This is a genomic window from Microcoleus sp. PH2017_12_PCY_D_A, assembly GCF_020738565.1.
Classification (GTDB): Bacteria; Cyanobacteriota; Cyanobacteriia; order Cyanobacteriales; family Microcoleaceae; genus Microcoleus.
In genome coordinates, this window is sequence record NZ_JAEQCI010000136.1 from 1 (window position 1) to 13,631 (window position 13,631).

The 13,631-nt window shown below is 47.7% G+C and carries 10 protein-coding genes; 6 read left to right on the forward strand and 4 right to left on the reverse strand.

Annotation, left to right across the window (positions count from 1 at the left end; genetic code table 11):
- Window positions 1–317: 317 nt before the first annotated feature.
- From JGK39_RS28735 to JGK39_RS28750, 4 genes are all read right to left on the reverse strand, one after another.
- Entirely contained in the window at window positions 318–1,334 is a 1,017-nt protein-coding gene (locus JGK39_RS28735; RefSeq protein ID WP_293260686.1) for an S-layer homology domain-containing protein, read from the reverse strand.
- 169 nt (window positions 1,335–1,503) lie between these two features.
- On the reverse strand, window positions 1,504–2,409 hold the full coding sequence (locus JGK39_RS28740) for a hypothetical protein (RefSeq protein WP_293260689.1): 906 nt from the start codon (window positions 2,407–2,409) through the stop codon (window positions 1,504–1,506).
- A 94-nt stretch (window positions 2,410–2,503) separates the two neighbouring features.
- Window positions 2,504–3,109, reverse strand: a complete 606-nt coding sequence (locus tag JGK39_RS28745; RefSeq protein ID WP_293260692.1) for a DUF1517 domain-containing protein — start codon at window positions 3,107–3,109, stop codon at window positions 2,504–2,506.
- Between the two features lie 738 nt (window positions 3,110–3,847).
- Entirely contained in the window at window positions 3,848–4,330 is a 483-nt protein-coding gene (locus JGK39_RS28750; protein WP_293260695.1) for a hypothetical protein, read from the reverse strand.
- A 358-nt stretch (window positions 4,331–4,688) separates the two neighbouring features.
- Between JGK39_RS28750 and rfbB the strand changes: the two genes are divergently transcribed.
- From rfbB to JGK39_RS28780, 6 genes are all read left to right on the forward strand, one after another.
- Complete coding sequence (gene rfbB / locus JGK39_RS28755; protein WP_293260698.1) at window positions 4,689–5,795, forward strand: dTDP-glucose 4,6-dehydratase; 1,107 nt, start codon at window positions 4,689–4,691, stop codon at window positions 5,793–5,795.
- Window positions 5,796–6,322: 527 nt separating this feature from the next.
- Window positions 6,323–7,165, forward strand: a complete 843-nt coding sequence (crtA, locus tag JGK39_RS28760; protein WP_293260701.1) for a cyanoexosortase A — start codon at window positions 6,323–6,325, stop codon at window positions 7,163–7,165.
- 8 nt (window positions 7,166–7,173) lie between these two features.
- Window positions 7,174–7,842 (forward strand): cyanoexosortase A system-associated protein, encoded by a 669-nt coding sequence (locus tag JGK39_RS28765; protein WP_293298362.1) that lies wholly within the window; start codon window positions 7,174–7,176, stop codon window positions 7,840–7,842.
- 164 nt (window positions 7,843–8,006) lie between these two features.
- The gene (locus tag JGK39_RS28770; protein ID WP_293260707.1) at window positions 8,007–8,684 is read left to right on the forward strand and encodes an HpsJ family protein; all 678 of its coding nucleotides are present in this window, start codon (window positions 8,007–8,009) and stop codon (window positions 8,682–8,684) included.
- Window positions 8,685–9,341: 657 nt separating this feature from the next.
- On the forward strand, window positions 9,342–10,184 hold the full coding sequence (locus JGK39_RS28775) for a sulfotransferase (protein ID WP_293260710.1): 843 nt from the start codon (window positions 9,342–9,344) through the stop codon (window positions 10,182–10,184).
- A 249-nt stretch (window positions 10,185–10,433) separates the two neighbouring features.
- Window positions 10,434–13,631, forward strand: a 3,198-nt coding sequence (locus JGK39_RS28780; protein ID WP_293298365.1) for a DUF4347 domain-containing protein, incomplete at its 3' end; no start/stop codon positions are given.

Genomic DNA, 13,631 nt, shown 5'->3' on the forward strand with positions numbered 1-13,631 from the left:
TTCGTAGTGAGGACTTCAGTCCTAAAAAAATCTAAGAAAAGGACTAAAGTCCCTACTACAAACCAGGTTCGTAGTGAGGACTTTAGTCCTAAAAAAATCAAGAAAAGGACTAAAGTCCCTACTACAAACCAGGTTCGTAGTGAGGACTTTAGTCCTAAAAAAATCTAAGAAAAGGACTAAAGTCCCTACTACAAACCAGGTTCGTAGTGAGGACTTTAGTCCTCAGGAAACACAAAAAAAAGGACTTCAGTCCTTACTACAAACAATAATGATTAAATCTGATTCTGGGGCGTTGGTTCGACGGCGCCCCAAAAATCTTATTTGGATGGCTTTACAGGCTTGATAACAGCCTCAGAAGGCTTAACAGGAACCTTGCCTTGTTTCGCCATAGCTTCGTAAATCATGGCTGCTACTTCCGCCCGAGTTGCTGTTCTATTCGGCTGCAAAAGTGTGGGCTTTGGATGGTTGACAACAATGCCAGCTTCCGTCGCTGCGGCTACTTTGTTGAGAGCCCATTTCGGCACTTTTTTCCTATCTGTATAAACTTGTAATGTTTGGTTGGGTTTTGCTGACGGTTTCAGGTTTAAACCGCTAGCTAAAGATGCTATTACTTCCACGCGGGGAACTTCTTTGTCGGGACGGAAGGCATTGTCTGGGTATCCTTTAAGATATCCTGTTTTGACGCTGTGGTCGATCGCCCCAGCGATCGGGCTATTGTCTTTTACGTCTTTAAAATCAACGGGTTTTCGCCGGGGTTCCTTGTCAGCTATTCGCTGAATCAAGCGCGCTAATTCTGCCCGCGTCATCGGTTCGTCGGGACGAAACTTGTTGTCGGCGAGCTCGGTAAAGATTTTACGATCGACTAAAGCGACAATAAACGGACGCGCCCAATATTTTTCAGGCACATCGGAGAGTTTAACGGGCCCAGCTTTTGGTTTAGCCGCTTTTGGTTTGGTAATGACTGGAGGGACAGTCTCGCGTTCAATTGGCGCTTGGGGAACAACAACCGTCCCCATGGGAGGAACTGCTGGTAAAACCGGCCCGATAGGTGCGATAGCTACGACATCCGGTTGCGAGGGAACGATCGTTCTAGCGGGCGATCGCACTTCAGGACTCGCCTCCGGTGGCGTTAATATTGTAGAGTTCCCAGGTGCAGCAGCAGGTTGAGAAAAAACGGCTGGAAATTGCCAACTTCTGGCATTCAATCGATCGGGATTTCTGCCTGTTACCCAAAAGAAAATTGCTCCCATCGTGCCGAAAGCAACCACGATCGCAATCAATTCATCAAATCCTAAAGGGTTTCTTTTCCCTGACGGAGGTTGTGAAGAAGACATACTTGTCACCTACATATCAATGTAGCAATTAAATCACATATTTTTTGAGTCTGCCGGAGTTTCAAACCCCCACTGTGAATTATAGATTTTTGGCTCACCAGCCGCTACAAAATTTATGTTGATTTAGCGTGACACGATCGCAGTTGCTGATGAAAGGCAATCTCATTCCTCAGCGCCTTCTGCCGCTTCCGAAAGAGCGACTCCGACTCGGTTGGCGGGAACTCCTGCCGCTACCAAAACTCGGACTGCGCCTGTTTTGATTTTGACCGGGCTGCGATCGCCTCAAAGTGCTGCCGCCGTAACCCGAACCAGTCGATCGATTGGCCCCTGGCTGTGCTGGGCGTCTTACTGGCACCTTCGATGCGGGCGATCGCAAGCGCCCCGTCGTCCTTAAAACTTGACGGTTTCTCACAGCCGGAGGCGGGGCTTGGTAGCGAGTTTGATATTGGTTCACAGCTTGCCGGTAAGTATTGCCGTACCCGCCATAGCCTGTCATAATTCCTGGCTGATAGAATGGCGGCACGTAATATCGCGGTGTAAATAGCAAACTGCCGATCGCCTGACCGGCCAAAGCCCCCGCAAACGGCGCCCAGAAGCCTGATTGCTGCCGAACTACCACTGTTTGGGGCTGACCTGTTTGAGGATTGTTAACAGTTTCGGTAACGTTGTGAACGTACTCAATTTTAAAATCTTCAGTCAAATGCAGCACAGGTTTATTGTTATCCAGACTGAGATAACTTTTCTTACCTGCCGAGATTTCTTCATCCGTCAACCGAGCCATTTGCAAATCGGTAGTGCGGTAAACCGGGGGACTGCCGGGGGGAGTATTCAGCAACATCAAACTGTATTCCCCATCAGCATCGTTGTAGGTAGCTTGCTGTACGGGATATTGGCCTTGACTCAAGTTATTATTATTGCTCGGCGCAGGACGCACTGTGTTAACATTCCGATTAGCCGCTGGATTATTATTGACACCAGGATTTACAGGAGTTTCTGTGCGAGGAGAACCGCAGGCGGTTGCCGTCCACAAAAAAGTTAAAGCCATTAAATAAATTGTCAGTTTTCGCAGCATCATAAATAATTGGGAATTGGGAATTCGGAAGAAAGCCAAACAGGGCATTGGTAGCCAATCACAAATAACTAATAACTAATAACTAATTACTCCCTCCTTAAAGGGGAATGAGTTCGGGGAAATTGACCAAAACTTGGTCGTTGGTGAGTTCGTCTCCCAACTGGGCCGGAGAAAAGTGAACTTGCACAGCTCGCAGCCTTTCCTGGTAATGTAAATTAATCAGCGCTTTTAAACCGACTTTCAAGGCGCTAATGTTAGCCAGGTCAGTTTCTAGGGCGGGAACTTCGCCTTCATAAGCAACTGTCAGCATCACCACGACATTTCTAGTTACCGGCAAAGACAAGGGGGAATTTTTGTCGTAAACAGATGTGCTGTATTGAGGCTCGCTCAGATAGCGATCGGCTGAATCAGTAAAAATTTCATCTACATAATCGCCTGCTTCGCCTTCATCCCAAAAAACATCGCCTTCATTGGCCGCTGCTTGCCAGTAGTTGTCATACTGCAACAGGTGATTGCAAATTTGAACCAGCCCTTCTCCTAACACTGCTACGTCGCCATCGGCATCAATTGCTTCTCTGGCGGTGCGGTTGAGAACTCCTAACAGCGGTGCAACTTCTTCGCCTGTTAGCTGAAGGAAGATGCGACAAACTGCAAATCGAGTTTTACCCGTAAATTGATTGAATCGATCGCGCCAAGCATTCATAATAACCTATAGTTTTTCATCTCTAGGGCTATATTTCCAACGATAGCAGGCGATTTGAACTCTTGCCGTCTAACCTCAGATTGAGATCGAGGGCCTACATGAGCGATCGCGTCGGTGAACTGTATCGCTTTGACTCATCTAAATTTAAAGTGTCGGTATGAGACTCGAATTGCCAGCATTGGCTCTCCTATCAGGAAAAGCATAAAGCATCTGCCACGATCTGCGGTTTCCTTATGGCATCAAAGATTTATCTAAGGAATGAGAATTAAATAACTTATAATTTGATGGTTCTTGTGGGATGGGCGGGAGAGCCCGTCTCTAAAGGACGGGCTCTCCCGCCCATCCCACTTTCTTTGTGTAAATTATTTAATTTGCGATCCTAATTCAAGTCTATTGAGTTAATTACTTGCAGAAACAACTGATATCATGTCCAGTCAATTACCATAAGAAAAACCGTTCGTAGTACGGACTTAAGTCCGCAACATTGAAGCGGACTTAAGTCCGCACTACGAACCAATCTTTTTGCATTTAATCGACAGGATATGACGCAGTAACCTGGTTCCAGCGAGGAAAATACACAGGTTGCAGCTTAGGATCGTGAATTAAATAATTTTCATTGTTCTTGTGGGATGGGCAAGAAGAACAATGAAAATTGCTGTGTTTATTTAATTCCCATCAAAAAACCTCCAATCTTGTAAAACTGGAGGCTTGGTTAGCGAATACTTGGGTTTGAGATAACTATTTGACGATCGCACTTTGGCCTTGTTCGATCGCACTTTCAGAACTCACATCGGCAACTTGCGCTACGGGCAAATCCAGCTCGCCGCCCGGGGCTTCCGGGTGTTCGCGAACGCCTGCAAACGCATCTGCAGGCTCAGCTACACCTGCATCTGCGATCGGCTCTTCAAAAACTTCAAAATTATCGCTCATCGCATCGCAAGCAGCAGAGGCCCGCTGACCGGCACGGTAGCTCATGTAGGCCGCACCTCCACCCAAAATCCCAGCCAAACCCAGGAAACCGAGAGCTGCTGTTTTGTAGGATTTCCACGGATTCATGCGATCCGAGCCGCCGGAACCTAGGAGCGTTGGCCCAGAAGCAGATTGAGCAGCCCCAGATTTTTTGTAGGAACAGGGAAAAGCAGATGCGGCGTCACCTATGGCGATGCTGCTCGCGATCGCGACGGTAGAAGCAATGCCAGCTAACACTTGAAATTTCTTCATGGTGCTGTGGATTTTGTAAAGGATAATTAAAAAATTAATGGTAACAGCTCTTTACAAATCTATCAACTTGGAGGGCCGCCCAAATCACAGATCGATCGCAACTGCCAACAAGTGCCAGATCGCAATTAAAATTTCAAACAGCTTGTTTAAAAACCTGAAATCCTTGTGTTGTAAAGGTTTTGATTAACAAATCGGTAGAACTTAAAGTCAAATTAGCCAACATTTCCATCGCGCCCAAATTAGAAAATCTGAAGTCAGACAATAGAAAATTTAATCACGGGGCTACCCACACTTGATGACAAACCACTTTTAAGGCTACTTTTGAAAAGACTTAGTTATTGGAAAAACTCTTATTTTTATGACAGACAGCGGGAATCAAGGCATTGAGCGATCGGCTCATCGATTGTTGGTGACAGGCGGAGCTGGATTTATCGGCTCGAATTTTGTGCATCACTGGTGCAGCAGCTATCCGGGCGATCGAGTAATCGTACTCGACGCTTTAACCTACGCCGGCAACCGACAAACCCTGGCAAGTCTCGAAGGAGGAGAAAATTTTCGGTTTGTCCAGGGCGATATTTGCGATCGTACCCTAGTCGATACCTTGCTCAAAGAAGAAAACATCAACACAGTCGCCCACTTTGCCGCAGAATCCCACGTAGACCGATCGATTATCGGGCCAGGCGCCTTCGTTCAAACCAACGTAGTCGGAACCTTCACACTCTTAGAAGCCTTCCGCAAGCACTGGGAAGCCATTGACGACTTGTCTGTGAAATCACAAATGCGCTTCCTCCACGTTTCCACCGACGAAGTTTACGGCAGTCTCGGCCCCGACGACCCAGCATTTACCGAAACCACCGCCTACTCCCCCAACAGTCCCTACTCAGCCTCCAAAGCCGGCAGCGACCACCTCGCCCGCGCCTATTTCCACACCTACGGCGTCCCGACAATCATCACCAACTGTTCCAACAATTACGGCCCCTATCACTTCCCCGAAAAGCTGATTCCATTAATGTGCATCAATATGCTACTGGGCAAACCGCTGCCAGTATACGGCGACGGTCAAAACGTGCGAGATTGGCTGTTCGTGCTCGACCACTGCCGCGCCTTAGATGCCGTTATCCACCGCGGCCAGCCCGGAGAAACCTACAATGTCGGCGGCAACAACGAGGTAAAAAATCTCGATTTAGTCAAAATGCTCTGCCAGCTAATGGACGAATTAGCTCCTGATTTGCCCGCGCGTCCTTGCGAACAACTGATCTCTTTTGTCAAAGACAGAGCAGGGCACGATCGGCGTTACGCTATAGATGCCAACAAAATTAAAACAGAATTAGGTTGGACTCCCTCAGTCACCGTTGAAGAAGGTTTGCGGCAGACCGTGGAATGGTACTTAGCCCATCGCGAGTGGTGGGAACCCCTACTTTCCGAGGAATATCAAACTTACTACAGCAAAATATACGCCAATTAGTCAGTGGCGTGCGATCGATCCCATCTAGCCTGTGAATCATTAACCGGGTTTTTTAACACTTATCAAGGTCTTCAACCAAGTATTTTAGTTAAAAAACCCGGTTTCTCCGTAATTTATGATTTGATTTAGTGCACTTTTATATCATAAATATTCACCCTTGTCAATCTTTGTGAAGATTTAGTTAAAACTCATCCGTCAAACATATATGCAACTGTTTGTAGCTGATAATTTCAATATAGGGCAATACGGTTCAGAAGACGGGCGCGGTTGAAACCGCGTCTTGTCAAGCAAAACCCGGATGGTGCGCGGGTTGAAGAACAAGCGATTAAAATTACGTTTTCTTCTTCAGTCCGCGCACCATCCGGACATCGTTTGACAAGACGCGGTTTCAACCGCCGTCTTATACCATTTTTTTAAAGATGTGCTCTGGATGAAGTCTTAGCGCCCCCGAAATCGCGGGGGGGTTGGGGGGGTAATATCTAGCGCTACTTTATGAAAATGGTATTATCTAAAAACAGAAAGCAGCAATGACCGAAATCAACTGGCTAAAACACATCCAAGAACCGAAATACTGGCTGTTAGGCATCGCCTCCGGTTTGATTGCCCTGCAACTGACTCTAACTTCCAGAACCAACGACACAGACCTATTCGGCACAATGTTACTGTTTTGGGGAGTTGTAGCATTTCTCATTTGGGAAAGGCACGAATCCCTAACCTTTGAAAGCGGAATTTTTGCCAGCTTCTTTGGCGCCTCATTAATTGCTTTCATCTTGCTCAAAAGTTCTTCAATATTTGGCTACGACTTTTTTATCAGGGCTGCGCCTTTCTTGATAGGAATAAGTCTGGCGTTGCTAGCTTCCGGAACAAAAGGACTGAAACAATATTGGCAGGAACTGCTAATTCTTGCCTATACAGCTATTCCTCCCGGATTGATCGGAGTATTTGTTGATGTAGCCCTATACACAGCAAAAGTTTCAACTTTCATCCTGCACTATATAGGATTTGAAGTTCAGCGCAAAGGAGTTTTTCTCATCCTAGAAAAGGGCAGCGTCGAGGTATATCACGGCTGTTCGGGGGTGAATGCAATTCTACAATTGTTAGGACTAGCGCTGGTTTTCTTGCTGATGTTTCCGACAACTGTGGGGCAGAAAATTGTAGTACCGCTCGTTGCAGTCCTGATTGCATTTGTAGTTAATGCCGCGCGAGTTGCTCTCATGGCAGTGCTAGTATCGCTATCTCAACCCGAAGCATTTAAATACTGGCACGAAGGAAATGGTTCGGTAGTCTTTTCGATGATTGCTGTATTGATTTTCGGTTTATTCTGCTGGTTTGCCATCTTAAAAAACGAACCACAAAATCAGGAACAATAAAATTGCTAATGGCTACTACCTATTGGAAACCAGTTAGAATTTCTCTTTTGGCTGTTACTCTTGCAGGGGTTCTATTAGTCACAGGCAAGTTGACATTCTATCCCTCGACTGGCAACAGTTTCGCAACCAAGTTTGAATTTCCCGAGTCAGTGCCTCTCGCAGACTGGAAACTACAAAAGAGCGCGCCACTGAAAATTAGCGATACTTCAGAAGTCAAGGCTGCCAGAAAGTATGAATATCAAAAAAGTAACATTGCTTTAGAAATAGAGATGCGCTATGTGGTAGGCACCATCGGGGATGTGGAAAGTATGATGAAGGGACATACTATTCTGAAGTCGTCTCCTGGTAAACTAACATTAGCAAACACTCAAGGCGCGGGGTTTCACGGAATTTTGCTGTTGCAAAATCGACTGTATTTGAGTTCCTGTATCAATCCTCGCGGCAGTCCTACAGTCACTTCCCAACAGTTTAGATACAATCGAAATACTCGCGATTGGCAGCCGAACCGCATTCTGTTTTGGCTGTTGGGTAGGGGAAATATTCAAGACAGGCGCTGTTTGTGGACTCAGATGTCTGTGCCTTTGGATAAAACAACTCCAGAAAATGCCCAAAAACTGCTAGAAAATGCTTGGGTTTCTTGGTATGGGTGGTGGCAGCCGCGATTTCCCGAACCTTAAGTGAAGTCAATAGGACTTGCCCGCGACTGGTCAGAAACCGGGTTTTTTACGAAAATTATTCGCAGTAGCCCGCAGATTAGGTAAAAAACCCGGTTTCTTTGCTCTTAGTGCGTAAGTCCCGATCGATAGAGATTGTTTTTGTTAACAACAACTGTGATGATTTTATGAATGACGTACAAGGCGAGCAAGGTTTTTCTATCTACAGACTGCGTTGGATTGGCTACGGTCTATTAATTCTATCTTTATTAGATACGATCGCAGTTTTGATACCAGCAAATTTCGGCAATCGCGTCTGGGAATTGCAGACAATTGGCGCAGTAGTGGAACGGGTGCCAGTTCCTCTTTTGGCAATGGCGCTGATATTTTTTGGCGAAGGATACGATCGCAGAAGTTTGGAAAACATTCTTTTGAAAGTTTTGTCTTGGGTGTGTCTGCTGCTGGCGGTGGTTTTTCTGTTGATGATGCCCTTGGGAATTTTTGGCACTATCTATGTCAACAACCAAAACGACAAGCAAATTACTACTCAAGCCAACCAACAATTAGCTCAGTTGCAGCAGGTGGAAGACAAGCTAAACAAGGGTACTCCTGAAGATTTAAAGAATTTGGCAGGGGAACTTAGCCGTTTGGGAGTGCAAGCGAATACGCAAAACCCGCAGGAATTGAAAAGCCAAATTCTTTCGAGAATTACTCCGGCTAAGGAACGGTTGCAGGCCCAAAGCGCCACGGTGCAGTCGAGTCAGCGCACGGGGTTATTTAAAAATGCTGTTAAGTGGCTGTTGGGCGCGCTGATTTCTAGCGTTTTGTTTTTCACGATCTGGCGCGGTACTGATTGGGCTAGGTAGTAAGTATTGGTGTCAAATTAAGTCTGAAACCATTGAATAATTTCGCTTTAATCTGAGTCCATATCCCCCTCGCATACCCCTTAAGAAGGGGGACTTCGATCGGATTCTTGTCCCCCCCTTTTGTAAGGGGGGTTAGGGGGGATATTTCTTAACTCAAGCCTATTGTATTATTTTAAGCTACCTGGTTTCTGCGTCCAGAACTGTTGAAATGTCGATCGCCCTTAGGCGATTTAATCACAGTATTTAGTCGATCGATCTTGAGTCATTACTGACTTATGGTCGATCGACCTTCTCTTCAACCCGTCTTAGTTAAAGTATATTTTCATACCACATCTCGTTACAAAAAGCAATGACCGAGGTCATGATTATTTGTTGAGGTCGATCGCCATCTTCTTCAGTCCGCCAGAGTATAATCAAATCAATCAGTTAAACGACATCTGCCTGCAGATAGATTTTGCAAAAAACTAGACGATAATCCCGTAAAGTTATGTAACATCGAGCTTCCAGCAGCCAGCGTGTCAGATGCTGCATGCACTCCCAGCTCGCAGAGAAACTATTTAAATTTAGGGTGCAATATCACAGCCAGTATCTAAAACCAAGCCAATAGCCTTCTTTCGAGGTGCAGGCTATTTTAAACCTTAAATATATCCCAACTAGATGCCCCAGAAAATTCACTTTATATCGGGACTTCCGAGATCTGGCTCAACCTTACTCGCGGCCATCCTGCGGCAAAACCCCCGGTTTCACGCTGCGATGACTAGCCCTGTGGGTGGTTTAGTCGATCGAATGTTAGAAGCCATGAGCGAAGACAATGAATTTTCTGTGTTCATTTCCGATGAACAAAAACGGGCGCTGATTATGGGAATTTTTTCTGCCTATTATCACCCGCAAGCAGAAAAAGAAGCGATCTTCGACACCAATCGCCTGTGGTGCAGCAAGTTACCATTAATTAGAGAACTATTTCCCGAAGCTAAAGTGATTTGCTGCGTCAGAAATATCGCCTGGATTATGGACAGCATCGAATTACTAATTCGGCGCAACGCCTTTGACATTTCGCGGTTATTTAACAATCCTGCCGAACGAGCTACAGTTTACAGCAGAACTGAAGCATTAAGTCAAGCATCGCGTTTAGTTGGTTATGCTTATAACGCCCTCAGAGAAGCATTCTACAGCGAACAAAGTGCATCTCTTCTACTTGTTGATTACGAAATATTAACCATAAAGCCTGCTAAAACGATGTCCCTAATTTATCAATTTTTGGGCGAATCACCTTTCGAGCATGATTTCGAGAATGTTCAATACCAAGAACCGGAATTCGATAACAGACTCCAAACAAAAGGATTGCATCAAGTGCGTTCTCAAGTTGAATTTAAACCGAGACAAACGATTTTACCGCCCGATTTGTTTGAGCGATTTGATGGCTTATCTTTTTGGACAGATTCAACAAATAGCCGTGCCAGCGCAATTGTAGCGAAAACTCAACAAACCGTAAAACCTTAGCCTCGATCCCCCCTAACCCCCCTTAAAAAGGGTGGGACTAGAGCGTTCAAAGTCCCCCTTCTTAAGGGAGATTTAGGGGGATCGAAACTTGAATGTAAACAATAGATATCAATGATTTCAGCAATTATGAACTTACCAACCGCGAACAAGCAAATCATTTTCGTAGACTCCTCTGTACAGGATTATCAAAGCCTGATTCAAGGCATAGATGCCGCTCAGATTTTCATTTAAAATGAAAATCTGAGCGGCATTGAGCAAATTACAAAAGCCTTGGCTAATCACAAAGAGATTGAAGCCGTGCATATTCTTTCACACGGGAGCGAAGGCAGTCTAAAACTAGGTTCGGACGTACTGAATGGAAATGATATAGAAAGTTTCAACACAGAGCTCAAACAGTGGGGAAATGCTCTGACAGAAAACGGAGATATCCTACTTTATGGATGCGATGCAGCCGCCACAGAAACTGGCAAGAATTTGGTCAAGCGATTGAGTGAAATCACAGGTGGAGATGTCGCAGCATCTAACGACTTGACGGGAAATGCTGCAAAAGGCGGTGACTGGGATTTAGAAATAGTAACTGGCCAGATAGAAGCCGCCGTACCGTTTAATCTGGAGGCGATGGCAGATTATGACTATACACTGGCTAACTTTAACGTCACAGTCGCAACCGATGATGGCAGCGGCACCGCAGCAGGCACTTTGAGCAAAGCAATTTTAGACGCGAATGCAGCAGCCGGAAATGACACCATTACCCTCGCCACAAATGTCACTGTTACGGGGGTAATGAAAACCCTAGTTAACAGCAACATTGATTTTATTGGCAATAACTTTAGTGTCAGCGGTGGGAATGCTTTTCGCCCCTTCTTTGTCAAGTCGGGAACTGTCAATTTCACTAATTTGACTATCACCAATGGACTGGCACAAGGGGGAAATAGTTTCCCTGGTGGTGGCGGCGCTGGCATGGGTGGCGGTTTGTTTATCTACGGTGGCACTGTGGGGTTGAATAACGTCACCTTTAATAACAATAGCGCGATCGGTGGCGCCAGCAGCAATGGCATCAACGGCGGCGGCGGCGGGATGTTTGGCAGCGGGGGCTTTGGCGGCGGTGGCCTGTTTGGCTCGGGCACAGGCCTCACTGGTGGCTACGGTGGCAATGGTGACTACGGCGGCTTTGGCGGCTTTGACGGCGGCGGCAGCGGGGGCTTTGGCGGCGGCGGGGGCTTTAGCAGCTATACCGGCGGCGGCGGGGGCTTTGGCGGCGGCGGCGGGGGCTTTGGCGGCGGCGGCGGCTTTGGCGGCGGCGGCGGCGGCTTTGGCGGCGGGGGCGGGGGCTTTGGCGGCGGCGGCGGCGGCGGCGCCGGCGGCGGGGGCGGGGGCGGGGGCTTTGGCGGCGGCAACGGCGGAGGCATCACCTCTGTCGGCGGTGGCGGTGCCGGTTTCGGGGGTGCCATCTTCATCCGCAGTGGCTCCTTAACCCTCAATAACGCCACTTTTACGAACAATACAGCCACAGGCGGCACGGGTTTCAATAGCGGTCAAGGCAAAGGTGGGGCAATTTTCGCCATGACATCCCTCACCAACAGCAATGGCAACGACCAAGGGATGCCAACTGTTTTGCCCACAGTCACCACATTGGGAGCAACCTTCACCAGCAACACCGCAGACAGCCAAGCTGGCACTCCTGGTGCTAACACCCCCACCAATGGTCAAGGAGTTAACCAAGATAATAACGATGTTTACGGCAGCATCAACACCGCCCCCGTCCTTGCCGATACCACCGTCACCCTCACCAACATCCTTGAAGACTCAGTAGCACCCACAGGCGCAGTCGGCACCCTCATTTCCGCCATTGCAGCCATCGGTACAGGTCAAAATAACATCACCGACCCCGACACTGGCGCAGTAGCAGGCGCAGCCATCACCGCCGCCGACACCACCAACGGCACTTGGTTCTACACCATCGACGGCGGCACAACTTGGAATGCCTTGGGCGCAGTATCCGCTACCAACGCCCGCCTACTCGCCGCCAATGCCAATACTCGCATTTACTTCCAACCAACTGCCAACTACTCCGGCACTATCCCCACCGCCCTCACCTTCCGCGCCTGGGATCGAATAACTGGTACTAACGGCAGCACCGCCAACACCAGTAACAACGGCGGCGGCAGTCCCTACAGCACCGCCACAGACACAGCCGCCATCACCGTTGACGACAACGACATCGCATATACCGTTACAGTAGATACTGCCACCTTCGCAGAAGGCAACTCGGGCAGTCAAACCAGAACCTACACCATCACTCGCACGGGTGCAACCACAGTCGCCAGCGCTGTCAATTATGCCATTACCGGCACGGCTGACAGCACCGACTACAACAACATCGGCGGCACATCCGGTGCCACCGCTGCAACAGGCACCATCAACTTTGCCGCCAACGAAACCAGCAAAACCATCACCTTAAACGTTAATGGCGACACAACACCAGAAAACGACGAAACCATCACCGTCACTCTTTCCAACCCCACGGCTGCAACAGGTTACGCTGCTACCATCACCGCTCCCACCAGTGCTACCACCACAATCAATAACGATGATTTACCCAGCGTTAACTTCGGCGCGGCTACCTACAGCACCACAGAAAACACCACCGCTAACACAGTAACCATCCCAGTCACCCTTTCAGCAGTTCCCCTGACTAATGTCACCGTACCCATTGTTATCAACGCCAGCAGCAGTGCGACACAGGGTGCTGGTGCAGATTACACACTCTCCACCACCTCTATTACCTTTCTGGCAAATACCACCATCCTCACCCAGGATGTAGTCGCCACCATCAACCCCGACAACATCCCAGAAAATGCCGAAACCGTAACCCTCGACTTTGGGACAATTACAGGCGCCACTGCCGGCACAACTACTCCTTCGACAACAGTCGCAATTGCGGCTAACGATGCAATTAGTTATGCAATTGCCACATCACCCACTACCTTAACCGAAGGAAATAGCGGTACTCAACCAGTCACATTTACCGTCACTCGCAGCGGTGGAATTGGGGTAGCAAGTACAGTTAACTATGCAATTGCTGGCACTGCTGATAGTTCCGACTACAGCAATATTGGCGGTACATCAGGTGCTACTGCTGCAACGGGAACCATTAGTTTTGCTGCGAATGAAACCAGTAAAACTATCACCTTAAATGTTTTGGGAGATACTGTTGTTGAACCTAACGAAACAATTATTGTCACTCTCTCCAATCCCAATTTAACCGCAGCACCGGAAAGCTCAACAATCACCGCAGCTACCGCAACCACAACCATTAACAACGATGACACGGCAACTCCAGAAATCCAAGTTTTAGACGGGACAACAGACATAGTTGATGGTACTACAAGTGCGATCGACTTTGGCAGTGCATTAATTGGTGCGACTCTCAACAAAACCTTTACC

Coding starts and splice junctions, on each gene's coding strand:
- JGK39_RS28735 (WP_293260686.1), bottom strand. CDS start 1,334: ATGTCTTCTTCACAACCTCCGTCAGGGAAAAGAAACCCTTTAGGATTT.
- JGK39_RS28765 (WP_293298362.1), top strand. CDS start 7,174: ATGGCTACTACCTATTGGAAACCAGTTAGAATTTCTCTTTTGGCTGTT.
- JGK39_RS28775 (WP_293260710.1), top strand. CDS start 9,342: ATGCCCCAGAAAATTCACTTTATATCGGGACTTCCGAGATCTGGCTCA.
- rfbB (WP_293260698.1), top strand. CDS start 4,689: ATGACAGACAGCGGGAATCAAGGCATTGAGCGATCGGCTCATCGATTG.
- JGK39_RS28750 (WP_293260695.1), bottom strand. CDS start 4,330: ATGAAGAAATTTCAAGTGTTAGCTGGCATTGCTTCTACCGTCGCGATC.
- JGK39_RS28745 (WP_293260692.1), bottom strand. CDS start 3,109: ATGAATGCTTGGCGCGATCGATTCAATCAATTTACGGGTAAAACTCGA.
- crtA (WP_293260701.1), top strand. CDS start 6,323: ATGACCGAAATCAACTGGCTAAAACACATCCAAGAACCGAAATACTGG.
- JGK39_RS28740 (WP_293260689.1), bottom strand. CDS start 2,409: ATGATGCTGCGAAAACTGACAATTTATTTAATGGCTTTAACTTTTTTG.
- JGK39_RS28770 (WP_293260707.1), top strand. CDS start 8,007: ATGAATGACGTACAAGGCGAGCAAGGTTTTTCTATCTACAGACTGCGT.